The organism is Micromonospora sp. NPDC050200 (assembly GCF_040656135.1).
GTDB lineage: Bacteria > Actinomycetota > Actinomycetes > Mycobacteriales > Micromonosporaceae > Micromonospora.
In genome coordinates this window covers 66,703-90,982 of sequence record NZ_JBFALG010000011.1, presented here as the reverse complement: position 1 = coordinate 90,982, position 24,280 = coordinate 66,703, and the positions used below count along the sequence as shown (strand labels likewise).

General features: G+C 71.6%; 20 protein-coding genes and 1 tRNA gene. 6 read left to right on the top strand and 15 right to left on the bottom strand.

Annotated elements, in window-relative coordinates; translation table 11 throughout:
• Nucleotides 1-129 precede the first annotated feature (129 nt).
• From polA to AB0I41_RS10320, 11 genes are all read right to left on the bottom strand, one after another.
• The gene (gene polA / locus AB0I41_RS10370) at nucleotides 130-2,829 is read right to left on the bottom strand and encodes a DNA polymerase I (protein ID WP_357104487.1); all 2,700 of its coding nucleotides are present in this window, start codon (nucleotides 2,827-2,829) and stop codon (nucleotides 130-132) included.
• 152 nt (nucleotides 2,830-2,981) lie between these two features.
• On the bottom strand, nucleotides 2,982-3,791 hold the full coding sequence (locus AB0I41_RS10365) for an amino acid ABC transporter ATP-binding protein (RefSeq protein ID WP_357104485.1): 810 nt from the start codon (nucleotides 3,789-3,791) through the stop codon (nucleotides 2,982-2,984).
• Nucleotides 3,788-4,768, bottom strand: coding sequence for an amino acid ABC transporter permease (locus AB0I41_RS10360; RefSeq protein WP_357104482.1), 981 nt, complete (start codon nucleotides 4,766-4,768; stop codon nucleotides 3,788-3,790). Before AB0I41_RS10360 ends, AB0I41_RS10365 begins: the two co-directional genes overlap by 4 nt.
• 6 nt (nucleotides 4,769-4,774) lie before the next feature.
• Nucleotides 4,775-5,680, bottom strand: coding sequence for an ABC transporter substrate-binding protein (locus AB0I41_RS10355; RefSeq protein ID WP_357104480.1), 906 nt, complete (start codon nucleotides 5,678-5,680; stop codon nucleotides 4,775-4,777).
• Between the two features lie 35 nt (nucleotides 5,681-5,715).
• On the bottom strand, nucleotides 5,716-6,426 hold the full coding sequence (locus AB0I41_RS10350; protein WP_357104477.1) for an ABC transporter ATP-binding protein: 711 nt from the start codon (nucleotides 6,424-6,426) through the stop codon (nucleotides 5,716-5,718).
• Nucleotides 6,416-7,180 (bottom strand): ABC transporter ATP-binding protein, encoded by a 765-nt coding sequence (locus tag AB0I41_RS10345; protein ID WP_357104598.1) that lies wholly within the window; start codon nucleotides 7,178-7,180, stop codon nucleotides 6,416-6,418. The genes AB0I41_RS10350 and AB0I41_RS10345 overlap by 11 nt, the downstream gene beginning before the upstream one ends.
• An 82-nt stretch (nucleotides 7,181-7,262) precedes the next feature.
• Nucleotides 7,263-8,372 (bottom strand): branched-chain amino acid ABC transporter permease, encoded by a 1,110-nt coding sequence (locus tag AB0I41_RS10340; protein WP_357104474.1) that lies wholly within the window; start codon nucleotides 8,370-8,372, stop codon nucleotides 7,263-7,265.
• A complete protein-coding gene (locus AB0I41_RS10335; RefSeq protein ID WP_357104472.1) occupies nucleotides 8,369-9,319 on the bottom strand; it encodes a branched-chain amino acid ABC transporter permease in 951 nt (316 codons plus the stop codon). Before AB0I41_RS10335 ends, AB0I41_RS10340 begins: the two co-directional genes overlap by 4 nt.
• A gap of 102 nt (nucleotides 9,320-9,421) precedes the next feature.
• Nucleotides 9,422-10,582 carry a branched-chain amino acid ABC transporter substrate-binding protein gene (locus tag AB0I41_RS10330; RefSeq protein WP_357104470.1) on the bottom strand — a complete coding sequence of 387 codons (1,161 nt, stop codon included), beginning with the start codon at nucleotides 10,580-10,582 and terminating at the stop codon, nucleotides 9,422-9,424.
• 259 nt (nucleotides 10,583-10,841) lie between these two features.
• The gene (locus tag AB0I41_RS10325) at nucleotides 10,842-12,068 is read right to left on the bottom strand and encodes a hypothetical protein (RefSeq protein ID WP_357104469.1); all 1,227 of its coding nucleotides are present in this window, start codon (nucleotides 12,066-12,068) and stop codon (nucleotides 10,842-10,844) included.
• A gap of 95 nt (nucleotides 12,069-12,163) precedes the next feature.
• On the bottom strand, nucleotides 12,164-12,784 hold the full coding sequence (locus tag AB0I41_RS10320; RefSeq protein WP_088972284.1) for a response regulator: 621 nt from the start codon (nucleotides 12,782-12,784) through the stop codon (nucleotides 12,164-12,166).
• A gap of 95 nt (nucleotides 12,785-12,879) precedes the next feature.
• Here AB0I41_RS10320 and AB0I41_RS10315 point away from each other — a divergent pair.
• A tRNA-Leu gene (locus tag AB0I41_RS10315) sits at nucleotides 12,880-12,954 on the top strand.
• Between the two features lie 17 nt (nucleotides 12,955-12,971).
• The gene (locus AB0I41_RS10310; RefSeq protein ID WP_357104465.1) at nucleotides 12,972-13,739 is read left to right on the top strand and encodes a transcriptional regulator; all 768 of its coding nucleotides are present in this window, start codon (nucleotides 12,972-12,974) and stop codon (nucleotides 13,737-13,739) included.
• 82 nt (nucleotides 13,740-13,821) lie between these two features.
• Here the strand turns inward: AB0I41_RS10310 and AB0I41_RS10305 are convergent, their stop codons facing one another.
• Nucleotides 13,822-14,997, bottom strand: a complete 1,176-nt coding sequence (locus AB0I41_RS10305) for an aminotransferase class I/II-fold pyridoxal phosphate-dependent enzyme (RefSeq protein ID WP_357104462.1) — start codon at nucleotides 14,995-14,997, stop codon at nucleotides 13,822-13,824.
• Between the two features lie 83 nt (nucleotides 14,998-15,080).
• Between AB0I41_RS10305 and AB0I41_RS10300 the strand changes: the two genes are divergently transcribed.
• On the top strand, nucleotides 15,081-15,560 hold the full coding sequence (locus AB0I41_RS10300) for an Lrp/AsnC family transcriptional regulator (RefSeq protein ID WP_357104460.1): 480 nt from the start codon (nucleotides 15,081-15,083) through the stop codon (nucleotides 15,558-15,560).
• Nucleotides 15,561-15,609: 49 nt separating this feature from the next.
• On the opposite strand, the gene AB0I41_RS10295 is transcribed toward AB0I41_RS10300, so the two are convergent.
• Nucleotides 15,610-18,150 (bottom strand): hypothetical protein, encoded by a 2,541-nt coding sequence (locus AB0I41_RS10295; protein WP_357104457.1) that lies wholly within the window; start codon nucleotides 18,148-18,150, stop codon nucleotides 15,610-15,612.
• 154 nt (nucleotides 18,151-18,304) lie between these two features.
• Here AB0I41_RS10295 and AB0I41_RS10290 point away from each other — a divergent pair, with 154 nt between their 5' ends.
• Both AB0I41_RS10290 and AB0I41_RS10285 read left to right on the top strand, forming a co-directional pair.
• The gene (locus tag AB0I41_RS10290; RefSeq protein WP_357104455.1) at nucleotides 18,305-19,327 is read left to right on the top strand and encodes an LLM class flavin-dependent oxidoreductase; all 1,023 of its coding nucleotides are present in this window, start codon (nucleotides 18,305-18,307) and stop codon (nucleotides 19,325-19,327) included.
• A gap of 246 nt (nucleotides 19,328-19,573) precedes the next feature.
• On the top strand, nucleotides 19,574-21,007 hold the full coding sequence (locus AB0I41_RS10285; RefSeq protein ID WP_357104452.1) for a pyridoxal-dependent decarboxylase: 1,434 nt from the start codon (nucleotides 19,574-19,576) through the stop codon (nucleotides 21,005-21,007).
• Between the two features lie 181 nt (nucleotides 21,008-21,188).
• Here AB0I41_RS10285 and AB0I41_RS10280 read toward each other — a convergent pair whose 3' ends face one another.
• Both AB0I41_RS10280 and AB0I41_RS10275 read right to left on the bottom strand, forming a co-directional pair.
• Entirely contained in the window at nucleotides 21,189-22,145 is a 957-nt protein-coding gene (locus AB0I41_RS10280; RefSeq protein WP_357104450.1) for a sulfite exporter TauE/SafE family protein, read from the bottom strand.
• Nucleotides 22,146-22,263: 118 nt separating this feature from the next.
• A complete protein-coding gene (locus AB0I41_RS10275; RefSeq protein WP_357104447.1) occupies nucleotides 22,264-22,734 on the bottom strand; it encodes an Rrf2 family transcriptional regulator in 471 nt (156 codons plus the stop codon).
• Nucleotides 22,735-22,957: 223 nt separating this feature from the next.
• Between AB0I41_RS10275 and AB0I41_RS10270 the strand changes: the two genes are divergently transcribed.
• Entirely contained in the window at nucleotides 22,958-24,274 is a 1,317-nt protein-coding gene (locus tag AB0I41_RS10270) for a serine/threonine-protein kinase (protein ID WP_357104444.1), read from the top strand.
• Nucleotides 24,275-24,280 lie beyond the last annotated feature (6 nt).

Here is a 24,280-nt window from a genome sequence, read left to right as displayed (position 1 = left end):
GATCAACAACAGAACAGCGCCGACCGCCCCGACCCGCGAGGGTTCCGGGGCAGCCCGACCCGCGCAGGGATCAAGCCTGACCGCCCGGAGCGGGTCGGGCTGCCCCGGAACCCCCACCACGAAGACAGCTCAGTGGTCGGCGCTGTTCCAGTCCCGACCTTCGCCCACCGAGACCTCCAGCGGCACCGACAGCGGGTACGCCCCACCCATCTCCCGGCGCACCAGCGCCTCCAGGGTCTCCCGCTCGCCCGGCGCCACCTCGAAGACCAGCTCGTCGTGCACCTGCAGCAGCATCCGGGAGCGCAGCCCGGCGTCGCGCAGCGCGGTGTCGACGTGCAGCATGGCCACCTTGATGATGTCGGCGGCGGAGCCCTGGATCGGGGCGTTGAGCGCCATCCGCTCGGCCATCTCCCGGCGCTGCCGGTTGTCGCTGACCAGGTCGGGCAGGTATCGCCGGCGGCCGAGGATGGTGGACGTGTAGCCGTCGTGCCGGGCCCGGGCCACCACCTCGTGCAGGTAGTCCCGGACCCCGCCGAACCCGGCGAAGTAGTTCTCCATCAACCCGCGCGCCTCCTCGGCGCTGATCCCGAGCTGCTGGGAGAGGCCGAACGCGCTCAGCCCGTACGCCAGGCCGTAGTTCATCGCCTTGATCTTGCGGCGCTGGTCGGGGGTGACCTCGGCGACTGGCACCGCGAAGACCGACGACGCGGTGGCGGCGTGGAAGTCGTGGCCGGAGTTGAACGCTTCGATCAGCGCGTCGTCCGACGACAGGTGCGCCATGATCCGCATCTCGATCTGGCTGTAGTCGGCGGTGAGCAGGCACTCGTAGCCCTCCCCCACCACGAAGGCCCGGCGGATCCGCCGCCCCTCCTCTGTGCGGATGGGGATGTTCTGCAGGTTGGGCTCGGTGGAGGAGAGCCGGCCGGTGGCGGCCACCGTCTGGTTGAAGGTGGTGTGGATCCGGCCGTCGTCGGAGACGGACTTGAGCAGGCCGTCCACCGTGGACTTGAGCTTGGCCACGTCCCGGTGGCGCAGCAGGTGCTCCAGCACCGGGTGCGGGTTCTGCGCGTAGAGCCACTGCAGGGCGTCGGCGTCCGTGGTGTAGCCGGTCTTGATCTTCTTGGTCTTGGGCAGGCCCAGCTCGCCGAAGAGGATCTCCTGCAGCTGCTTGGGCGAGCCGAGGTTGAACTCCCGGCCCACCGCCTCGTACGCGCCCTGCGCCGCGGCCTTCACCTCGGCGGCGAAGTGCGCCTCCAGCTCCGACAGGTATTGCGTGTCGGCGGCGATGCCGATCCGCTCCATGCTGGCGAGCACCCGCATCAGCGGCAACTCCACCCCGGCCATCAGCCGGGCGGACTGCTCGCCGTCACGGGACAGCTCCGCGTCGATCGCGTCGGCCAGGTCGAGGGTGGCCCGGGCCTGGAGCATGAGGTTCTGCTCGGCCTCGCCGTCGTTGCCCAGCCCGTCGAGGGTGAGCTGGCCGGTCTCCGGGGCGTCGACCCGCAGCTCCCGGTGCAGGTACCGCAGGGCCAGGTCGGTCAGGTCGTAGGAGCGCTGGTCGGGGCGGGCCAGGTAGGCGGCGATCTGGGTGTCCCGGACGATGCCGTCCAGCGACCAGCCGTGCGCGGCCAGCGCCAGCACCGCCGGCTTGCTGTCGTGCAGCACCTTGGGCCGCGCGGCGTCGGCCAGCCAGCCGGCCAGCGCCGTCTCGTCGGCCGGCTCCAGCCGGGCCGGGTCGCACCAGGCGGCGGCCCCGCCGGCGGTGGCCAGCGCCAGGCCGGTCACCGAGGCGGTGTGCCGGCGGTTGGGGCCCGTGTCGAGCTTGACCGCCAGGCCCACCGAAGTGCCGGCCGGGGCGTGCGTCTCCAGCCAGCCGGCCAGCGCGCCGGGCTCGGTCAGCACCTCGCCGGCCAGGTCGAACCCGGCCTCGGCCTCCGGCTCCACGGCCTCCAGGTACTGGTAGAGCCGGTCGCGCAGGATGCGGAACTGAAGGGTGTCGAAGACCTGGTGTACCGCTTCCCGGTCCCAGCCGGTCCAGCGGGCGTCCTCGGGGCGTACCGGCAGGTCGAGGTCGGAGACCAGGCAGTTGAGCTCGTAGTTGCGGATCACCCGGGACAGTTGGGCCCGCAGGTTGTCGCCGGCCTTGCCCTTGATCGCGTCGGCGTGCGCGATCACGCCCTCGACGCCGCCGTACAGGTTGATCCACTTGGCGGCGGTCTTGTCGCCGACTCCGTCGACGCCGATCAGGTTGTCGCTCTCCTCGCCCTTCAGCGCCGCCAGGTCGCGGTAGCGCTCCGGCCCCACGCCGTACTTGTCGAGGACGGCGGCGGGGTCCATCCGGGCCAGGTCGGAGACGCCCTTGCGCGGGTAGAGCACGGTGACCCGCTCGCCGACGAGCTGCAGGGCGTCCCGGTCGCCGCTGCTGATCAGCACCGACATGCCCTGCTCGGCGGCCTGACAGGCGAGAGTGGCGATGACGTCGTCGGCCTCGTACCCCTCCTTCTCGACCACCGGGACACGCAGCGCCGCCAGGACCTCCTTGATCAGGCTGACCTGGCCCTTGAAGTCGGCCGGGGTCTCCTTCCGGCCGCCCTTGTAGTCGGCGTACTTCTCGGTGCGGAAGGAGCGGCGGGAAACGTCGAAGGCGACGACGATGTGGGTGGGCTGCTCGTCGCGGAGCACGTTGATCAGCATCGAGGTGAAGCCGTAGACCGCGTTGGTCGGCTGCCCGGTCGTGGTGGAGAAGTTCTCCACCGGCAGGGCGTGGAACGCCCGGTATGCCATGGAATGTCCGTCGACGAGGAGCAGGCGCGGCATCGTAGCTGTCACGGCAGCGACTCTAGTCCGTACCGCCGACAACCCGGGGTGCCGGCACGGCCCAGGTCCCGGCCGGCCTGCCGCGGCAGGCCCGCGTACCCCTCGAAGACGCTCACCCCCGCCCGACCCCGGCGCGGCCACGCGGGCCGCGCCGGGGTCGCCGGTCAGAGCACCTTGGCGAGGAACGCCTTCGTCCGGTCGTGCCGCGGGTTCGCGATCACCTCGCGCGGGTCGCCGGACTCGACCACCACGCCGCCGTCCATGAAGACCAGCTTGTCGCCGACCTCCCGGGCGAAGCCGATCTCGTGGGTCACCACGATCATGGTCATGCCGTCGCGGGCCAGGTCCTTCATCACGTCGAGCACCTCGCCGACCAGCTCCGGGTCCAGCGCGCTGGTCGGCTCGTCGAAGAGCATCAACTTCGGCTGCATGGCCAGCGCCCGGGCGATCGCCACCCGCTGCTGCTGGCCCCCGGAGAGCTGCCCGGGGTACGCCCCGAGCTTGTCGCCGAGACCGACCCGCTCCAGCAGCTGCGCGGCCCGGTCCCGGGCCGCCGCCTTCTTCTCCCGGCCGAGCAGCACGGGCGCCTCGACGACGTTCTGCAGCACCGTCATGTGCGGGAAGAGGTTGAACCGCTGGAACACCATGCCGATCGCCCGGCGCTGCGCGGCCACCTCCTTCTCCCGCAGCTCGTGCAGCTTGCCGCCGCGCTCCCGGTAGCCGATCAGCTCGTCGTCGACCCAGATCCGACCGGCGTTGATCTTCTCCAGGTGGTTGATGCACCGCAGGAACGTCGACTTGCCGGAGCCGGACGGCCCCAGCAGGCAGCAGACCTCCCCGGCCCGGACCTCCAGGTCGATGCCCTTGAGCACCTCCAGCGGGCCGAACGACTTGTGCACCTGCTCGGCCCGGACCATCATTCCCGACTCGACCGTGGGTGGCTCGGCCTGGGCGGGAACGGTCAACTCGGTCATGGCGTCACCTTCCCCGCGTTGCCACCTGTTTCGGCGGTCATGCCACGCAGCCGCAGCCGGGCCCGCCCGGCCGGGCCGTACCCCTTGCCGAAATGCCGCTCCAGGAAGTACTGCCCGACCAGCAGGATGCTGGTCAGGAAGAGGTACCACAGGCACGCCGCGACGTACATCGGGAAGATCTGGAACGTACGCTTACCGACCGCGTCGAGCTGGAAGAAGAGCTCCACGCTCACCGGAACGTAGAGCAGCAGCGAGGTGTCCTTCAACATCGCGATGGTCTCGTTGCCGGTCGGCGGGATGATCACCCGCATCGCCTGCGGCAGCACCACCCTGCGCAACGTCTGGCCCCGGCTCAGGCCGAGCGCCTGGGCCGCCTCGGTCTGGCCGCCGTCCACCGACTGGATGCCGGCCCGGACGATCTCCGCCATGTACGCCGCCTCGGACAGCGCCAGACCGAGCAGACCAGCCATGAAGCCGGTCAGGAGGTCGCGCGAGGAGAAGCCGAACAGCCGCAGTTGCAGGTTGTCGATGCCGAACAGCTGACCGAGCTGGGTGTCGAACGGCACGCCGAACTCCACCCGGCTCCACAGGATGCCGATGTTGCCGAACACGGCCAGCAGCACCAACCGCGGCACCGCGCGGAAGAACCAGGTGAAGAGCCACGCCACACCGCGCAGGATCGGGTTGTCCGACAGCCGCATCACCGCGATCACCACGCCGAGCGTGACGCCGATGAGCATCGCGCTCACCGTCATCAGCACGGTGCCGCGCAGCAACCCCTCGATGATCGGCGGTCGGAACATGTTGTCGACCATGAACGCCCAGCCGAACGCGTCGTTCGTCACCAGCAGGTGCACGAACATCGCGGCGAGCACGGCGAGCACGGCCACGGCGAGCCAGCGGCCCGGGTGCCGTACGGGCACGGCCCGAATCGGTTCCGGCCGTGCCCGTACGGGGGTTGCTTCCTCGGTTGTCATGTCACGTTACGGGTTGATCGCGGGATCCGTGATCGCGCCGTCCCCAACCTTCCACTTGTCGAGCACCGTCTGGTACGACCCGTCCACGATGAGGGCCTTGGTGGCGTCCCGGATCGCCTCGGCGAACTGTGCCTGGTCCTTGGCCACCACGTAGCCGTACGGGGCCGCCTCGTACTGCTTCTCGAGCAGTTCCAGCGCGTCGTTGGACTGCGTCACCGCGTACACGCCGACCGGGTAGTCGGCGAGCATGGCGTCGTCCTTGCCGGACATCACCGCGGCGGTCGCCGCGTCCTGGCCGGGGAACTGCTCGACGGTGATCGCCGGCTTACCGGCGTCGGTGCACGCCTTGGACCGCTTGGTGATGTCCTCGACCTGGACGGTGTCCTTCTGCACGGCGATCTTCTTGCCGCAGGCGTTGTCCAGCGCCACCCCGGCCGGGTTGCCCTTCTTGGTCACCCACTGCGTACCGACCTGGAAGTAGCTGACCATGTTGGCCTGCGCCTTCCGCTCGTCGTTCACGGTGAACGAGGAGACGCCGATCTCGTACTTGCCGGAGTTGACGCCGGAGATGATGTCGCCGAACGGCGCGGAGACGAACTCGGCCTTCAGGCCGAGCTTGGCCGCCACCGCGTTGAACAGCTCGACGTCGAAACCGACGACCGTCTTGCCATCGTTGTCGAGGTACTCCGCCGGGGCGTACGTCGAATCGGTACCCACGACGATCTTGCCGTCGGACTTGATCGCATCCGGCACCTTCGCCGCCAGGCTGGTGTCCGCCGTGGCTGTCACGGAAGGGCCGGCACCGGGCTGGTCGGTGTTCTCCTTCTCGCCGCACGCGGTCAGCGAGAGGGCCAGCAGGCCCGCGCCGGCGGCGCCGAGCGCCGCCCGCCGGCCACCGTTGATGTTGAACATGTCGTGCACTCCTTGCGTGAGGGGGTGGCGGCCGGTCAGGCCACGCCGAGGTAGGCCTCTTTCACCGACGGGTCGTGCAGCAGCTCCGCACCGGTGCCGGTCTTGACGATGCGGCCGGTCTCCAGCACGTACGCGCGGTGCGCCCGGGCGAGGGCCTGCTGCGCGTTCTGCTCCACCAGCAGGATCGTGGTGCCCTGCTCGTTGATCTCGGTGATGATGTTGAAGATCTGCTGGATCAGCATCGGGGCCAGCCCCATCGACGGCTCGTCGAGCAGCAGCAGCTTGGGCCGGCTCATCAGCGCCCGGCCGACGGCGAGCATCTGCTGCTCACCGCCGGAAAGGGTGCCACCGGGCTGCTTGCGCCGCTCGGCCAGCCGGGGGAACAACTCCAGCACCCGGTTGAGGTCCTGGGCGATGCCGGCCCGGTCCCGCCGGGTGTAGGCGCCCATGTCGAGGTTCTCCAGCACGCTCATGCCCGGGAAGATGCCACGCCCCTCGGGGGCCTGGCACAGCCCGCGCCGGACCCGCAGGTCCGCCCGGAGCTTGGAGATGTCCTCCCCGTTGAACCGGATGCTGCCGGAGGCGATCGGCCGGATCCCGGAGATCGCCCGCATGGTGGTCGACTTGCCGGCGCCGTTGGCGCCGATCAGGGCGACGATCTCGCCCTCGTCCACGGTCAGGCTGATCCCGTGCAGCGCCTGGATGCGCCCGTACAGCAGGCTCACATCATCGATCTCAAGCAGCATCGTCCGGTACCCCCAGGTACGCCGCGATCACCTTCGGGTTGTCCCGCACCTCGGCGGGGAGCCCCTCGGCGATCTTCTTCCCGAACTCCAGCACCACGATCCGATCGGTGACGCCCATGACCAGCCGCATGTCGTGCTCGATCAGCAGCACGGTCACGCCGGTGTCCCGGATCTGCCGGATGAGCTGGAGCAGCTCCTCCTTCTCCGCCGGGTTGAACCCGGCGGCCGGCTCGTCCAGGCAGAGCAGCACCGGGTCGGTGGCGAGCGCCCGGGCGATCTCCAGCCGGCGCTGCTCGCCGTAGGAGAGGTTGCGGGCGAACTCGTGCAGCCGGTGCCGGATGCCGACGAACTCCAGCAGCCGCTCGGCCTTCTCCCGGCCCTCGCGCTCCTCGCGCCAGTGCCGGGGCAGCCGGAACAGCGCGGAGATCACGCTGGTCTTGTGGTGCGCGTCGGCACCGACCTGCACGTTCTCCAGCGCGGTCATCTCGGGGAAGAGGCGGATGTTCTGGAACGTCCGCGCCATGCCCATCCGGGTGATCTGGTGCCGCTTCCGGCCGCTGATCTTCTCGCCACGGAACCGGATCTGCCCCTCGCTGGGCTGGTAGATGCCGGTCATCGCGTTGAAGCAGGTGGTCTTGCCGGCACCGTTGGGGCCGATCAGGCCGAGGATCTCCCCCTTGTAGAGGGTGAAGTCCACGTCGTTCAGCGCCACCACGCCGCCGAAGCGCAGCGTGACGTGGTCGACCTCCAGCAGCGGCTCCCGCGTGGGCTCCGCCTCGAGGGCGGGCGCGCCCGCCTGGGCCGGTACGGCCGGCGTGGCCGGCGTCTGTTCGGTGTCACTCACCGACGATCACCTCCTTGCGACGGTCCTTGAACTCCGCCGCCCGTCGTCGGTTCGGGATCAGGCCCTGCGGCCGGAAGATCATCATCACCACGAGGACCAGGCCGAAGAAGAGGAACCGGTACTCGTACAGCTCCACGCCGAACAGCTCGATGCCGCGGAACCGCTCGATCATGTACGCCACCAGGCCACCGCCGACGATCGCGCCGACGATGTTGCCCGAACCGCCGAAGATGACCGCGGCCAGGATGATGATCGAGTTGAGCAGCTCGAAGTTCTGCGAGTTGACGAAGTTCTGCTTGCCGGCGAAGAGCGCGCCGGCCAGGCCGGCGATCGCCGCGCCCGAGGCGAACGCCCAGAGCTTGAACTTGAAGGTCGGCACGCCCATCAGCTGGGCGGCGTCCTCGTCCTCCCGGATCGAGATCCAGGCCCGGCCGACCCGGCTGTGGGTCAGGTTCCGCACCCCGAGCACCACCAGGATGATCAGCGTGAGCACCAGCCAGTAGTACGGGCGGGCGTCGAGCACCCCAAAGAACGGCTTGCCGTCGGCGTACTTGCCGGGCGGGTGCGGGATCTGGTTGAACCCGCGCTGTCCCTTGAGGAAGTCGGAGCTGACCGCCGCGATCCGGATCATCTCGGCGAAGCCGAGCGTCACCAGGGCCAGGTAGTCACCGCGCAGCCGCAGCGTCGGCGTGCCGAGCATGACGCCGGAGACCATGGTGAGCGCGATCGCGAGCGGCACCACCAGCAGCCAGGGCCAGAGCGTCTTGACGTTGCTGCTCGGCGAGGTCAGCACCGCCACGGTGTACGCGCCGACGGCGAAGAAGCCGAAGTAGCCGAGGTCGAGCAGGCCGGCGAAGCCGACCACGATGTTCAACCCGACCGCCAGCAGCACGTAAATCGAGACGGTGAAGAGCACCTGGGTGAAGTTCGCACCCGGGGTCGGGATCGGCCCCAGGTACTGGTAGAACTCCTTGTTCGGCAGCGCGTAGAAGAACACGATCAACGCGGCCAGCAGCGCCCAGCGCACCCAGCGCGGCGCCCCCCGCCAGCGCTCGCCGGCCGCCTCGCGGCCGCTGCGCACCCTTTCCAGGACGGTCGTCATGCCCGTGCCCTCCCCAGCGATTCACCCAGCAGACCGGTCGGCCGGAACATCAGCAGCACCACCAGCACGGCAAAGGCGGCAAAGTCCTTCCACTCGCTGCCGAACAGGCCGGACGCGTAGTTCTCCACCACGCCCAGCAGCAGGCCGCCCACCAGCGCTCCGCGCAGGTTGCCGATGCCGCCGAGCACCGCGGCGGTGAACGCCTTGAGGCCCAGCAGGAAGCCCACGCTGTAGGTCAGCGTCTGGATCCGCACGTCGTACAGCAGGCCGGCGACGCCGGCCATGCTGCCGCCGGCGATGAAGACCATCATGATGACCCGGTCCTTGTTCACGCCCATCAGCGCGGCGGTGTTGGGGTCCTGAGCGACCGCCCGGATACCCCGGCCGACCCGGCTGCGGTTGATGAACTGGTCCAGCGCGATCATCATCACCAGGGCGGCGCCGAGGGTGAGCAGTTGCACCCCGTCGATCGGCACACCGAAGAGGTGGAACACCGGCTTCTGGGTGACCAGCATCGGGGCGCCCTCCGGCCGCCGACGGGTGTAGATGCCGAACGCCTCGGAGATCGCGATCGAGGCGCCGATCGCGGTGATCAGGAAGGCCAGCGGCGGCGCGTTGCGCCTGCGCAGCGGCCGGTAGGCCACCCGCTCGATCACCGTCGCCGTGCCCGCCGAGGCGATAGCCGCGACGATCATGGCGACCAGCAGGTAGAACATGACCGAGCCGAGCCCGCTGACCGACGAGTCCTGGTCCAGGCCGAAGCCGTTCCAGGTCCAGATGGCGGCGAAGGCGCCGGCGATGAAAACCTCGGAGTGGGCGAAGTTGATGAGTCTGAGCACGCCGTAGACCAGCGTGTAGCCGAGCGCGACCAGGGCGTAGATCGCACCCTGTGTCAGGCCGGTCGTGGTGAGTTCCCCGAAGTTGGAGAACAGTCCATCGAAGTTCACGGGAGGGACGCTCCGTCAGGTCTGGAGAAAAAGGAGGTGCGGCCGGGAGCGAGCTCCCGGCCGCACCCGCGATCTGTCGTCAATCGCTCGCAGCGACCGTTGTCAGGGCTTCGGGATCTCCTGGTCCGGGACAACCTTGCCGCCCTGCACCTTGAACGCCCAGACCTTCACCTGGTCCGGGTCCAGCTCGCCGCCCTCGACGAACTTGTACTTGGACGCGACGCCCTCGCCGCTGTAGCCCTTCACGAACTCCAGCAGGTCGGCGCGGGTGGTCTTCTTGGCCTTGATGCCGGCGAGCAGGATGTTCGCGGCGTCGTAGGCGGTGTCGCTGTAGGTGCCCGGCTCGACGCCGTTGAGGGCCTTGTACTCCTCGACGAAGGTGCCCCGGGCCTCGGCGGCCGGCTGGCACGGGCAGGTCAGGATGGTGCCCTCGGCCGCGGCGGCGCCGGCGGAGGTGATGTAGGCGCCGTCGTTCACGCCGTCGCCGGCGACCAGCGGCGCGGTGACCCCGGCAGCGGTGAGCTGCTTACGGATCAGGCCGGCCTCCTGGTAGTAGCCGCCGTAGAAGATCGCCTTGACGTTGGCGGCCTTGGCCTTGGTCACCACGCCGGAGAACTCGGTCTGCTTGCCCTCACCCTGGACCTTGTCCGAGCCGACGACCGCGGAGCCGAGGACCTTCTTGACCTCGTCGGCCAGACCCGCGCCGTACGCGGACTGGTCGTCGATGACGAAGACCCGGTCGGCCTTCATCACGTTCTTGATGTAGTTGCCGGCCGCGGGGCCCTGGCTGAAGTCGTTGCCGACCGCGCGGAAGAAGGTCTTCCAGCCCTGCTTGGAGAGGCTGGGCCGGGTGGCGGAGGCGGTGATGTGCACCAGGCCGGCCTCGTTGAACAGCGGGCCGGCGGCCTCGGACTCGCCCGAGTACGCCGGGCCGACGATGCCCAGGATCTTGGTGTCGTCGATGGCCTTCTGGGCCAGACCGGGCGCCTGGTCCGGGCTGCCCTGCGAGTCGAGCTCGGCCAGCTCGACCTTGCAGTCGGCGTTCTCCTTGTTGTACTTCTCGACGGCGAGCTTGACGCCGTTCTTCTCGTTGATGCCCAGCGCCGCCGAGCTGCCGGTCAGCGCGCCGAAGAACGCGATCTTGCTGCCGCAGCCGTCCCCACCGGACGCCGTGTCGTCGCTGCCACTGGAGCAAGCGGTGCCGCCGGCGACGAGCGCCACCATGGCGACTCCACCGATCACGCGTGCGAGCTTCTGCCTCAAGGCCCGAACCCTCCTCCGTCGCATGGTCCGAACCACCCGCTGCCCATTGGCCCTTGCGGGGGGCGGACGAACCAGACCGTCGTCGCCGGTCTGGGCCGGGACGTTATCCCACGGGGGGCTGTGACGTAAGACCCAGAAAGCGGCGTTGACCGAACCGTTACACGCCGTGGCGGATTGGAAGCGATCGCTGTAAGAACCTTCGGGCACGAAGAACTTTCACCTTCTATTCGAAGGTAAGGGGCGCAACCGGGACCACCCGCTACCTATCGACCGTCGGCAACCTCCCCCACCAGGCACGGGACCCCCGACCGTCATCGGCCAGCAACAGTAATCGATCTTCCCCGGCAACCACCGTCAGCACCGTGTCACCACCGTCGGGAACCGCCACCGGCACCGTCACCGCCCGCCACGACGCGCCCCCGTCCGCCGACGCCCAGGCGCCGCGGACCGCCCCGTCGCCGGTCACCGCCACCAGCCAGCGCCCCGGCACCGCCAGACCCGCCACCGACAACACCCCCGGCCCGCCCGCGCCGAACCCCCCGGCCCGCCGCCACCCGGCGTCACCGTCGGCCCGCCACGCCGCGAAACCGTCCCGCACCGGGCCCACCGCCACCGCCACCCCGTCGAGCACGGCCACCCGCTCCGCCTGCCCCCGCCCGTCCGGGACCGGCAGCACCGCCCGCCGCCAGCTCCGCCCGTCCGCGGAGGTCCAGGCCAGCGGCGTCAAAGCGGTGCCGCCGGCCGGCAGCAACGCCCCCACCACCAGCCAGCCCGACCCCCGGGCCACCACGTCGTACGCCGCCGTGCGCCCCCGGGCGTCCCCGGCCAACTCCGCCGCGCCCGCCACCAGCGTGAAACCCTCCGCGTCCGGCGACGTCCAGACCGCCGCCCCGTCCACCCGCGCCCCGGCGATCAGCCAACCGCCCGGCCCCACCGCCAACCGGTTGACCGCCACCGCCCGCGGGCCACCGAACAGCTCGAACGCCGCCGGCACCTCGCGCAGCGCGCCGACGGCCCCCCGCACCCAGGTACCGGTACGCGGGTTGCCGTGCACCCCGCCGTTCTTCGCGCCCAGCGCCGCCATCCGACCGTCGACGCAGGCCACCGCGGAGAGCACGTGCTGCCGGCCGTAGAAGGTGCGCGCGTCGACCGGCACCGGCGCCCAGCTCTCGCCGTCCGCACTGGACCAGGCCGCCGGCCGGGTCGCCCCGAGGGCGCCGGCCACCGCGCCCACCAGGTACCACCGGTCACCGCAGAACGCCCCGGCGCGCAACACCAGCCGGCCCGGCGAACCGGGCGGTGCCGGCAGGCTCAGCTCCCGCCAGGCCGGGCGCAGCGGCTCCGACCGGGCATCCTCGCCCCTGGGGTCCATGCCCTGCCGGTCGGCGCCGCCCCGGGGGCCCGCGTCGGGCCGGTCGCCGCCGTCGCAGCCGGCGAGCAGCACGGCGAGCAGCCCGAGGACCGCGAGCGCACGCCGAGGGGACACGGATCCGATGCTATCGATCCCGCCCGGCCCGATGGGGAGTCCGACGCGCCGGCCGGCGTCGGCGGGTCCGGCGGCCCGGGGCGGCGGGCGCGCGGTCAGGCGGTCGGCTGGGCGACCTCGCCGCCGGCGGTCTCCGCGAGGATCCGCTCGGCGACCTCCTTCATGGTCATCCGGTGGTCCATCGCCGTGCGCTGGATCCACTTGAAAGCCTGCGGCTCGGTCATCCCGTACGTGGTCATCAGCGCGCCCTTGGCCCGCTCGACCGTCTTGCGGATCTCCAGCCGGTCGGTGAGCCCGGCGACCTCCGCCTCCAGGGCGGCGATCTCCGAGTAACGCGACAGGGCGATCTCCACCGCCGGCACCAGGTCGCTCTTCTGGAAGGGCTTCACCAGGTACGCCATCGCGCCCGCCGCCCGGGCCCGCTCCACCAGGTCACGCTGGCTGAACGCGGTCAGGATGATCACCGGGGCGATCCGGGCTCCGGCGATCCGCTCGGCGGCGGCCAGCCCGTCCATGATCGGCATCTTGATGTCGAGGATGACCAGGTCCGGCTTGAGCTCCTCGGCCAGCCGGACGGCGGTCTCGCCGTCGCCGGCCTCGCCGACGACCTCGTAGCCCTCCTCGACCAGCATCTCGGCCAGGTCCAGCCGGATGAGCGCCTCGTCCTCGGCGATCAGTACGCGCCTGCGCTCGGCATCCGTCTGCGTCTCGGCCACGAGCCACTCCCACCAGTCTGAGCCCGACACCCGCCGTCCCGGGTGTCGCCGGCCCTAGCCTAGTGGGTAGTCTGTCAAGGCCGAATTACGGAATCGCCCCCGTAGCCCAACTGGCATGAGGCAATGCACTCAAACTGCATAAAGTGTGGGTTCGAGTCCCACCGGGGGCACCGAAGATGTCGTACGAGTGTTCGAAGATGACGTCGTGCACCCGCTTGAGATCCGCTTCCGCGCTCGTCAGCAATACCTGGCAGGCAGCACTGTCGCGGAGGTCGCCCGCCACCTTGGTTTGCCCTATCCGACCGTTCGGCACTGGTGCAAGGACCGAACGGAGCCGAAGCAGCTCGGCAGCCAAGTGCGGTGCTTCCGTTGCCGGTCGGACGTCGACAATCCGACAGAACCAGCGGCCTACGCCTATCTCCTCGGCCTCTACCTGGGCGACGGCCATCTGGTCACTACCGCACGTGTCCCCGTCCTCCGCGTCTACTGCGCCGACGCATGGCCCAACCTGATCGAACTGTGCGACAAGGCGATGCGTGACGTCATGGCCAGTTCCGTCCAGCGGGTCCGAAAGCGCGGTTGCGTAGGAGTGCAGAGCTACGGGACCCACTGGCCCTGCCTGTTCCCTCAACACGGTCCGGGCAAGAAGCACGAGCGGCCAATCGTCCTCGCCGACTGGCAGCGCAAGATCGTCGAGCGCCATCCCGGTGACTTCCTGCGCGGCCTGTTCCACTCCGACGGGTGCCGGGTCAGCAACCGAGTCACGGTCCGCGGCAAGGGGTACGTCTATCCCCGCTACATGTTCACCAACGAGTCCGCCGACATCATGGGTCTCTGCCAGTGGGCGCTCGACGTGCTCGGCATCGCCTGGAAGATGAACCGCCACAACTCCCTGTCGGTCGCCCGCCGGGAGGCCGTCGCCGCCCTCGACCGCCACGTCGGCCCGAAGTCATGACACCCGTCGCACAGGCCGCCAGCAGGCGGCCGGAACCGCGGCCGTCGACAACGGCCACGACGAGCCGAAAGGCGAGGCCGGGTCAGATCGCGGCGAGCGCCCGCTCCAGATCCGCCCGCAGATCCTCCGGGTCCTCCAGCCCCACGGAGATCCGCAGCAGCCCGCCGCACGGCTTGGCCTCCCCCGCCACCGGTCGGTGGGTGAGCGAGGCCGGATGCTGGATCAGGGTGTCCACCCCGCCGAGCGACACCGCGTGGGTGATCAGCTGGCAGGCCGCGGCGACGGCCGCGGCGACGGGCGCGCCGCCGCGTACCTCGAAGGCGAGCAGGCTGCCGGTGCCGGACATCTGGCGGCCGACCAGGCCGGCCGGATCGTGGACCACGGGGTGGTGCACCCGGACGACGGCCGGGTGGCCGGCGAGCCAGCCGGCGAGCTTCTCCGCGCCGGCCTGCTGGGCGCGGACCCGCAGCGGCAGGGTCTGCAGGCCCCGGTGCAGCAGGTAGGCGCCGAGCGGGTGCAGGACGGCGCCGGTGACGGCGCGCACCTGGCGCAGCCGGGCGGCCCAGTCGGCGTCGCAGGCGACGACGCCGGCGAGCACGTCGCCGTGCCCGCCGATGCTCTTGGTGGCGCTGTGCAGCACGAGGGCGGCGCCGTGCCGGGCGGGCTGCTGGAGCACCGGGGTGGCGACGGTGTTGTCGACGAGCAGCGGGGCGTCGCCGGCGGCGGTGGCGAGCGCGGCGATGTCGACCAGGTCGAGGGTCGGGTTGGCGGGCGTCTCGACGATCACCAGGGCGGTGTCGGGGCGTACGGCGGCGGCGACCTCGTCGGGGCGGGCCCAGCTGACCTCGGTGCCGAGCAGCCCGGTGGCGAGGACGTGGTCGGTGCCGCCGTAGAGCGGGCGGACGGCGACGACGTGCCGCTTTCCGTCGCGGGTGGCGGCAAGGATGGTGGCGGTGAGGGCGGCCATGCCGCTGGCGAACGCGACCGCCGCAGCGGTGCCTTCGAGCTCGGCGAGGGCGGTCTCGAAGCGGGCCACCGTCGGGTTCCAGAGCCGCTGGTAGACGGCGCTGGCGCCGGGCGGGAGGGTGCCGCCGGTGGCGAGCAGCTCGTACGCGTCGCCGCCGCCCTCGACCGACGGCAGCGGGTTGGTGGTGGAGAGGTCGATCGGCGGCACGTGGACGCCGAGGGCTGCGAGGTCGTCGCGGCCGGCGTGCACGGCCCTGGTGTCCACGGTCGTCATGCCGGAAGCGTCGAACAATAGCCTGATCAAAGGCAAGGCTTCTGAAGATGATTCTGCATAAGTCGCTTTCGTTGTCGCAGAGTTCGCGGAAGGATGACCACATGCCCACTGCGCCGAATGATGTGCGGCCGTTCGCCGCGCTGGACGACGTCGACCGAGCGATCCTCACCGAGCTGGCCGCCGACGGCCGGCTGCCGAACAACGCCCTCGCCGAGCGGGTGGGGGTGGCCCCCTCGACCTGCCTGACGCGCACCCGGGCGCTGCGCGACTGCGGGGCGATCCGCGGTTTCCACGCCGAAGTGGACCCGGCGGCGGTGGGCTTGCCGTTGCAGGCCCTCGTGTCGGTCCGGCTGGCCGCGCACGAGCGGGCGGCGGTGGACGCCTTCCGGGCCCGGTCGGTGCGGCTGCCGGGGGTGGTGTCGGTGTTCCACGTGGCCGGCGCGGAGGACTACGTGCTGCACGTGCGGGCGGCGTCCGGGGACGCGCTGCGGGACTTCGTGCTCGACCATCTCGCGGTGGACCCGGCGGTGCAGCACACCCAGACCAGCCTGATCTTCGAGCAGGCTCGGGGCATGGGCTGACGGCTGGCCGGTAGGCAGGTCGGGTTCGGCCCCGCCCACCGGACGCCAGTCACGGTGCGTAGCGGTAGAGCTTGTGGTCGCTGTTGTAGTAGAGGTTGCCGTACTGGTCGACGGCGAGGTGGTCGACGGGGTGCTGCGTGTCGCCGGTGACCAGTCTCGTCACCTCCAGGGTCGTTTTGTTGATCTTGAACAACGTGTGGCCGATGACGCCGTACACGTTGGCCGTGTCCTGTGGGACGGTGGTGAGCTTGGCGTCCTCCCAGATGCCGTACTTGTAGTCGATCTCCAGGAACTTGTTGGTGGGGGGCGTGGTGAACTTCGCCGTGGCCGGGTCGAAGATGAACAGCTGCCCCTCGGCGAGGCCCCAGATCTTGCCGTCGACCACGGCGAGCGCGGTGAGGGCGGTGACGCCCGCCGGCATCGGGTACTCGGTCTTGGTGTTCGTGGCCGGGTCGTAGACGAAGAACCGCGCCTCGGTGGCGCGAGGGATGTTCTCCACCCCGAGGCCGCCCCGAATCGTGCTGCCGCCATAGAGCTTGCCGTTGTGGTACGCCAGCGCCACCACACCCTGGTCCTGGATGAAGTTCTGGTAGACCGTGGGCTCGCCCCTCGTGGTCAGGTCGTAGACGGAGAGGGCCCCGTTGAAGGCGCCGTACTTCGGCACCGTGCCGACGAAGAGCTTTCCGCCGCCGACGACGAGCGCGTACGGCCGGTCCTGGCCATACCCCGACAGGTAGAAGAGCCGGCTCGGGTTGACGCCCTTCTCCCAGGGAAGGGTCGGGTCGTACTCGTAGACCTGGGCGCTCGGGTAGGTGGCGAAGTAGGTCTTGCCGCCCTGAGTGGTGATGACCTCGGCCTGGGTGAGGCCCCACCGCACCGGCTCGTCCGGGACCGTGTCGTTGCCGTCGCCGCGCACCGGCTGGTACGCCCCGGTGCCGCCGACCAGGAACCCGCCGGTGTAGATCTTGCCGTCGGAGCCGGCGCCGATGGCGCTGATGTCCTGCGCGAGTCGGGGGGTGCCGGTGACCACCTTGGTCTCGCCCCGCCGGCCCGCCGTGTCGTACTTGAACAGGTAGGTGTCGCCGTCCGAGCCGTGGCCGACCATGACCAGCGTGGTGCCCGGCCAGGCGGCCTGGTCGGCGAGGTCCACCCAGCCGAAGCTGCTGGTGGTGATGGGGGTGGTGATGCCGAGCGGGGTGAACGTCTTCGCCGCGATGTCGTACTCCTGGAGCTGGCCGCGGCTCATCACGTAGACCTTGCCGTTGCGCTCGGGCGACACGGCGAGCGCGGACTTGTCCAGGTACGCCTCCTCGACCGCGGTCAGCGTGCCGTTGGAGCCCTCGACGATCCTGAGGACGGAGAGCGCCCCGCTGGCCATCACCATGAAGAGCCGACCGCCGGTCCAGGTGAGACCGCCGACCATGGTCTCCGGCGCGGTCGCGTACCGTGCCGGAAGGCCGATCTCCTGCTTCTTGGTCGTGATCCGGTTGTACGCGACGAGCGCGGCGCTGGTGCCCATGCCGAGGTACGTGGTCTCGGTCGCGGGGTCGAAGGCCAGGCTGCGCACGTACAGCTTGCCGGGCAGCATCGGCGCGCCGATGGTGACCACGTTGTACCCCGGCTGGTACGTGAAGTAGCCACCGCTGTCGTAGGTGCCGCCGTAGACCCGCCCGTTGAGGCCAGGGGTCAGATCCCAGACGACGGTGTCGCCGGCCACGGCCTGGCCCAGGTCGATGACGCCGGTGATGCCCGGGACGTGGCGGAACAGGTGGCCGTTCTGGGTGGTGCCGAAGTAGACCGAGCCGTCGGTGGCGGTGGTCGCGGCCCAGCCGACGGATGCGCCAGGCAGCTTGGTGGCGGAGCCGGTGACGACCGCGTTGGTGTCGACGTCGATCGTCGCGAACTGCGCGGGGTTGGCGACGACGTCGTTGGAGCTGGTGAAGACTCCGTACACCTTGTCCTGGTTGGCACCGAGGCCGAAGGTGCTGCCGTTGACCTGGGCGGAGTCGATCTGCTCACCCAGGTCGGTGAGCTGGGCGGAGACCGCGACCTCGTCGACGTAGAAGGAGCCGACGTTGTCCTTGGCAGAGTAGGGCAGCACGGTCATGCGGGTGGTGCCGGTCGGGGCCGACCCGCTGATCCGGACGTTGCTCCATGTCCCCGGTGCGCCGCTCGACACGGTGTAGAAGTTGCCGACCAGCGTGTTCGCCGCGTCGTAGAAACGCAGGTAGAGCGACGGCGTGCCGGACTCGGCGTAGAACCGGGCGAAGGCGGTGTAGCGGGTGCCCGCCTTCGCGGTCATCGAGCCGCTCTCCAGCCCGATGCTGCTGACGCCGCTGGAGTCGGTGATCCGAGCACTGCGCTGGCCGCTGGACACCGGGGCCGGGGACGTCGCCACCGTGGCGGTGGTGTTCGCGTCCCCGCCGAACTGCTTCCACCCGGCGAGATCGTTCTCGAAGCTGCCGTTGGTGAAGGCCAGGTCGGCGGCGTGCGCCGGCGACGAGGCCCCGGCCACCACCGCCAGCAGCAGCGCCGCGGCGGTCGCAACCGCCCGCCGGCCCAGATGAGGCCGACTTCGTACGTGACTCACTGCCATCACTGCCCCGTGTCACATTGATCGATGGACGGCTCACGATATGGCAGGATCGTCTTCCCCGCAGCCCCGCGACGGGGCTGCGCGCCGGCCGGGCCTGACCGGCGATGTGACGTGGATCAGGGCCGGAACAATCGGGGCCCGGGGTTGGTTGTTCACATCCGTGATCGACGTACCGGTGTCTGTTCTTGATCTTGCGCCCGTGGCCCGTGGGGCGTCCGCCGGGGAGGCCCTGCGGGCCACCACCGAGCTGGCGCGCCGCACCGAGGAGCTGGGCTACCGGCGGTTCTGGGTGGCCGAGCACCACAACATGCCGGCGATCGCCAGCTCCGCGCCGGCGGTGCTGCTGGCCCACCTGGCGGCGCACACCTCGACGATCCGGCTGGGCTCCGGTGGTGTGATGCTGCCCAACCACGCGCCGCTGGTGGTGGCCGAGCAGTTCGGCACGCTGGAGGCGCTGCACCCGGGCCGGATCGACCTGGGCATCGGCCGCGCGCCGGGCACCGACCAGGTGACCGCGCTGGCGCTGCGCCGCACCATGGAGGGGCTGTCGGCGGAGGGTTTCCCGCGCGAGCTGGCGGACCTGATGAACTACTTCAGCGGCGACGAGCCGGGGCAGATCACCGCCACCCCGGGGCTCGGCCAGTCCCCCTCGGTCTGGCTGCTCGGGTCCAGCGGCTTCAGCGCCCAGCTGGCCGGGCTGCTCGGGTTGCCGTTCTCGTTCGCGCACCACTTCAGCGCGCGGAACACGCTGCCCGCGTTGCAGCTGTACCGGCAGAACTTCCGCCCGTCGCGCTGGCTGGAGGAGCCGTACGCGATGGTCGCGGTCAACGTGGTCTGCGCGGAGACCGACGAGCGGGCCGAGTGGCTGGCCGGGCCGAGCGCGCTGTCGTTCCTCAAGCTGCGCTCCGGTCGGCCGGAGCCGCTCGCGACGCCCGAGGAGGCGGCGGCGTACCCGTACAACGAGTTCGAGCGCGAGTTCGTCCTGCAGCGCCGGGACGGGCAGGCGATGGGCTCGCCGGAGACGGTCCGCCGGCAGCTCGGCGACCTGGTGGCGCGCACCGGCGCGGACGAGCTGATGATCACGACCATGGTGTACGACGTGGCCGAGCGGGTGCGCTCGTTCGAGCTGGTCGCCGACGAGGTGGCCGGCGGGCTCACGCGGAATGCCTGAAACACGCTCTTCATGCCCACGTCACCCCACCGTCGCGCGGCGCCCCTAACTTGGTGACCGGTGGTGGTACGGCACTCCCGGTCGGGACGGGTCGGGGGTGCTGCGGTGTGGTGCACCGGGTCGCCAGCTGTGCGGATTCCGCGGCTGGCGACCCGGTGCCTGCTTTCCCGGCCCGCCCCGCGCGCAACGGCCGCCCGGCACCGAAGCCCCCTTGTCCGTACGGGATCGGTTTGGTCGACTCTTCGGATGGCTGAGCACATGGACCCGGAGGAGTTCCGCCGCGCCGGGTACGCCGTGGTGGACTGGATCGCCGACTACTGGACGACGCTCGGGAACCGACCGGTGACCTCGCAGGACCCGCCGGGCGCGGTGGCCGCGGCACTGCCCGCGGCCCCGCCCGAGCACGGCGAGCCGGTGGCGGCCGTGCTCGCCGACCTGGACACCCTGATCGCGCCCCGGCTGACCCACTGGCAGCACCCCGGGTTCTTCGGCTACTTCCCGGCCAACACCTCCGGCCCCAGCGTGCTCGGCGACCTGGTCAGCTCCGGGCTCGGCGTGCAGGGCATGCTCTGGGCCACCGGCCCGGCCTGCACCGAGCTGGAGACGGTGATGCTGGACTGGCTCGCCGGGCTGCTCGACCTGCCGGAGCGCTTCCGCTCGACCGGGCGGGGCGGCGGGGTGATCCAGGACTCCGCCTCCTCAGCCACCCTGGTCGCCACGCTGGGCGCGCTGCATCGGGCCGGCGGGGGCCGGTGGCGCACGGTGGGCGTCGACCGCCGGTACCGGGCGTACACGTCCACCCAGGGGCACTCGTCGATCGAGAAGGCGGCGCGGATCGCCGGGCTGGGCGAGGACGGGGTGCGCCCGATCGAGGTGGACCCGGAGACGCTGGCGATGCGCCCGGAGGCGCTGCGCGCGGCGATCGAGGCGGACCGGGCCGCCGGGGACGTACCGGCCATCGTGGTGGCCACCATCGGGACGACCTCCACGACCGCCGTCGACCCGCTGCCGGAGATCGGGGCCGTCTGCGCCGAGTACGGCGTCTGGCTGCACGTCGACGCCGCGTACGCGGGGGCGGCGGCGGTCTGCCCGGAGCTGCGCTGGTCGCACGCCGGGCTGGAGCACGCCGATTCGTACTGTTTCGATCCGCACAAGTGGCTGCTCACCGGCTTCGACTGCGACGCGTTCTGGGTGGCCGACCGGGGTGAGCTGATCGAGGCGTTGACGGTGATGCCGGAGTTCCTGCGCAACGCGGCGACCGAGTCCGGCGCGGTGATCGACTACCGGGACTGGCAGGTGCCGCTGGGGCGGCGCTTCCGCGCGCTGAAGCTCTGGTTCGTGCTGCGCTGGTACGGCGTCGAGGGGTTGCGGGCGCACATCCGTTCCGGCGTGGCGCTGGCCGACCGGTTCGCCGCCCGGGTGGCCGCCGACGAGCGCTTCGAGCTGGCCGCGCCGCACCCGTTCTCGCTGGTCTGCTTCCGGCTGGGAGCCGGCGACGAGGCGAGCGCCGCGCTGCTGGACCGGGTCAACGGCACCGGCCGGGTGCACCTGACGCACACCCGGATCGCCGGGCGGTACACGCTGCGGCTCGCGGTCGGCTCGCCGCTGACCGCCGAGGAGCACGTGGACGAGGCCTGGGAGCTGTTGGCGGCCGCGGCGACCGACCTCCTCGCCGGTTGACGCCGCCGGCCCCGCCTTCGCGGGGGCGCGGGTGACGCACGAGCGTGATACCTGAGAGGAATTTTGATGCCTCGGAGGTATCACGCTCATCGTGATGTCGCCTTGCCCGCCCCTCACGCTGCATCACGGCGAGGACGGCATCCGGCCGCCGGGGGCTCGGCGGGCATATCCCCGCCGGTGGTCAACGGTCGGCGGCGGCCAGCCGGGGCGCGGACCGGGCGGGCTCGGCGGTCGCGGGGTGGGCGGTCGCGGACAGGGCGGCGTCCACGGTGTCACGGGCCCGGCGGGTACGGCGCAGCGCGCGCACGGCCAGCGTCAGCGCGACCGCCCAGCCGACGGCGAGCAGTGCGTAGGCCGCCGGGCGGGCGGCGCCGCCCAGCTCGCCGGCGCGCAGCAGGGTGCGGGCGTTGGTCAGCACGATGACGCCGCCGATGGTCGCGCCGAGCAGTTGGGCCGGGACGACGCGGACCAGCCAGGCGGCGACCGGCGCGGCGATCAGGCCACCGACCAGCAGCGCGGCCACCGTGGGCAGCAGGAAGCCCTGGCTGCCCAGGCCGATCAGGAAGCCGATGCTGGCCGCGCCGGCGACCACGAACTCGGCGGTGTCGACGGAGCCGATCACCTTGCGCGGCTCCAGCCGGCCGGAGACCAGCAGCGCGGGCGTGGCGACCGGGCCCCATCCCCCGCCGCCGGTGGCGTCGACGAAGCCGGCGACCAGGCCGAGCGGGCCGAGGAACCGGCCGCGCAGCCGCCCGGCGGCCGGCCGGGGGCGCAGCGGCCGGGAGAAGCGGACCAGCAGGTACGCGCCGAGCACGAAGAGGATGCCCGCCATCCACGGCGCGGCCGACTCGGTGGAGATCGCGCTGAGGAAGGTGGCCCCGGCGAAGGCGCCGAGCGCGCCCGGCACGGCGATCCGGGCGACCACCCGCCAGTCGACGTTGCCGAAGCGCCAGTGCGCGACGCCGGCGGCGAGCGTGGTGCCGATCTCGGCCAGGTGCACCGAGGCGGAGGCGGCGGCCGGGGCGACCCCGGCGAAGAGCAGCAGGGTGGACGAGGTCAACCCGTACGCCATGCCGAGCGCCCCGTCGACGAGTTGGGCGGCCAGCCCGACCAGGGCGAGGACCAGAAGCTTGCGCACGCGCACCCCTCCGAACTTCTCGGCATCTCCTATCGACTTGGTCGACAATGCGGCACGACGGGGGCCGGGTCAAGTCCCCTGTCGGTGGGTGGGACGCGCCGGACGGGTGGGCCCGGGCTCAGCTCCAGGCGCGGGGGTCGGCGGCCAGCTCGGTGATCCGGTCCGGCAGCGCCCCGGCGGCGACGTCGCCGATGCTCACCTGCTCCAGGATCTCCCGCTCGCTGGCCCGCAGCGCGATCCAGACCTCCTGCAACGACCGGGCCGGGCCGTGGTAGCCGAGCTCCTCGGGGCGCTGCCCGCGCACGTGGGCCAGCGGCCCGTCGATGACCCGGATCACCTCCGCCAGCGAGATCTCGGCGGCGGGCCGGGCCAGCCAGTAGCCGCCCTCGGGCCCGCGCTGGGCGTGCACGATGCCACCCCGGCGCAGCTGGAGCAGGATGCTCTCCAGGAACTTCGGCGGGATTTCCTGGGCCCGGGCGATCTGCTCGGCGGTCACCGGGCGGGACCGCCCGGCACTCGCGCCGTCGGCGACCGAGGCCAGCTCGGCGGCCGCACGGAGGGCATAGTCGACCCGGGCGGAGAGGCGCATGACGGCAAGGCTAGTCGGCTGACCAGCCCGCCGGGTCGCCGCCCTCCACCGAACGGCCGACCGGTCCGGCGCCTCGCCGGCCGGCGCGCATCCCACAGTCGGCCGGGCGGCACCGCACGGTGGCGCGGCCATGGCACCATACCCGTGTCGCCGGCGTGGGTGCCGGAGGACCACCCACCCTCGCACACGCGAGCACCGCCGGCCGATAGGGGCAGCGACAGCGATGCCGGACGTAACGCCGCTGAATCCGCGGGACCCGCGGCAGGCCGGGCCGTACGAACTGCTCGGCCGGCTCGGCGCGGGCGGCCAGGGCGTGGTCTACCTGGGCCGCGACGCGCAGGGCCGGTGGGTCGCGGTCAAGGTGATCAACGTGGACCTGCACCAGCACCCGCGGGCAAAGTCCCAGTTCGCCAAGGAGATCGCCGCCGCCCGGCGGGTGGCGCCGTTCTGCACCGCGCAGATCCTCTTCGCCGACGTCGACGGCGACCTGCCGTACGTGGTGAGCGAGTTCATCGAGGGCGTCACCCTGCAACGGCACGTGCGGGAGCACGGCCCGGTCGCCGGGAACCCGCTGCACCGGCTGGCCGTGGGCACCGCCACCGCGCTCGCCGCGATCCACCAGTCCGACGTGGTGCACTGCGACCTCAAGCCGGACAACGTGATCCTCGGGGCCGACGGCCCCCGGGTGATCGACTTCGGCATCGCCCGGGCGCTCGACGTGACCGAGACGATGACCAGCCGAATCATGGGCACCGCCCCCTACATGGCGCCGGAGCGGTTCCGTGACGAGGAGGTCGGGCCGGCCAGCGACGTGTTCGCCTGGGCGGGCACCATCGCCTTCGCGGCGGCGGGGCGGCCGCCGTTCGGCACCGGGGCGGTGGCCGTGGTGATGCACCGGGTCCTGCACGACCCGCCCGAACTGACCGGGCTCTCCGGCCCGCTGGCCGACCTGATCGCGCAGTGCCTGGACAAGGACCACCGGGTCCGGCCCCGCGCCGAGGAGGTCCTGCTGCGGCTGCTCGGGGACGGCGCGCGCGCCGGGACGGACCTGCCGATCCAGTCCGTGCTGCGGGCCGGCAACGCCGCCGCCGCCACCCAGCCGGTGGCCCGCCCCCAACCGACACCGGCACCGGCACCGCCGGCGCCCACAGTGGTCGACCAGCCGCTCGCGCCGGCGCCCACAGTGGTCGACCAGCCGCTCGCACCGGCGCCGCGGCAGTCGGCGCCGGCCCCGAACCGCCCGCGGGACGGCCGGGCCGGGCCGGCCCGCCCGGACGGCTGGGCCCGGCGGCTGCGCCGGCAGTACGCCGACCCCTGGGGCGTCTCGACCGCGATCTTCCTCGGCTCGGTCGGCGCGGCCGCCGGGTACGTCGCGTCGACCGCCGTGGGCACCGCCACCGCCGTGGGCGCGGTCACCTTCGTCGTGGTCTACGGTGTCCGTCTGCTGGTCGCCGCCGCGCTGACCACAGCCGCCGAACCGGACGGTCCCCCGCCCGTCGCCACCGACCAGCCCGTGCCGGCACCCCGTACCGGCGCCTGACCCGCC

Bases quoted from the DNA above. Each gene is read 5' to 3' on its own strand.
- AB0I41_RS10365 (WP_357104485.1), bottom strand. From the start codon at position 3,791: ATGACCGAGTTGACCGTTCCCGCCCAGGCCGAGCCACCCACGGTCGAG.
- AB0I41_RS10360 (WP_357104482.1), bottom strand. From the start codon at position 4,768: ATGACAACCGAGGAAGCAACCCCCGTACGGGCACGGCCGGAACCGATT.
- AB0I41_RS10355 (WP_357104480.1), bottom strand. From the start codon at position 5,680: ATGTTCAACATCAACGGTGGCCGGCGGGCGGCGCTCGGCGCCGCCGGC.
- AB0I41_RS10350 (WP_357104477.1), bottom strand. From the start codon at position 6,426: ATGCTGCTTGAGATCGATGATGTGAGCCTGCTGTACGGGCGCATCCAG.
- AB0I41_RS10340 (WP_357104474.1), bottom strand. From the start codon at position 8,372: ATGACGACCGTCCTGGAAAGGGTGCGCAGCGGCCGCGAGGCGGCCGGC.
- AB0I41_RS10300 (WP_357104460.1), top strand. From the start codon at position 15,081: ATGCCCACTGCGCCGAATGATGTGCGGCCGTTCGCCGCGCTGGACGAC.
- AB0I41_RS10285 (WP_357104452.1), top strand. From the start codon at position 19,574: ATGGCTGAGCACATGGACCCGGAGGAGTTCCGCCGCGCCGGGTACGCC.
- AB0I41_RS10275 (WP_357104447.1), bottom strand. From the start codon at position 22,734: ATGCGCCTCTCCGCCCGGGTCGACTATGCCCTCCGTGCGGCCGCCGAG.
- AB0I41_RS10270 (WP_357104444.1), top strand. From the start codon at position 22,958: ATGCCGGACGTAACGCCGCTGAATCCGCGGGACCCGCGGCAGGCCGGG.